The organism is Bacillus cereus group sp. BfR-BA-01408 (genome assembly GCF_022663305.1).
GTDB classification, from domain to species: Bacteria; Bacillota; Bacilli; order Bacillales; family Bacillaceae_G; genus Bacillus_A; species Bacillus_A pacificus.
Window position 1 is genome coordinate 1 of sequence record NZ_JAKUFF010000242.1, and the last position, 292, is coordinate 292.

Here is a 292-nt window from a genome sequence, read left to right on the forward strand (position 1 = left end):
AACGTCCTACTCTCACAGGGACAAGGTCCCAACTACCATCGGCGCTAGAGAGCTTAACTTCCGTGTTCGGTATGGGAACGGGTGTGACCTCTCTGCCATCATTACCAGACTTTTATCATTATAAACATTTCTTTCGAAATGTCAAGAGGAAAATTATATATTCCTTCAAAACTAGATAACATTGCTACATATTATATGGTTAAGTCCTCGATCTATTAGTATTCGTCAGCTCCACATGTCACCATGCTTCCACCTCGAACCTATCAACCTGATCATCTTTCAGGGATCTTAC

The 292-nt window shown here is 41.4% G+C and carries 2 rRNA genes; both read right to left on the reverse strand.

Features of this window, described 5'->3' with window-relative positions:
• Positions 1 to 109, reverse strand: a 5S ribosomal RNA gene (gene rrf, locus MR083_RS27125); the annotation flags it as partial.
• An 86-nt stretch (positions 110 to 195) separates the two neighbouring features.
• A 23S ribosomal RNA gene (locus MR083_RS27130) occupies positions 196 to 292 on the reverse strand; the annotation flags it as partial.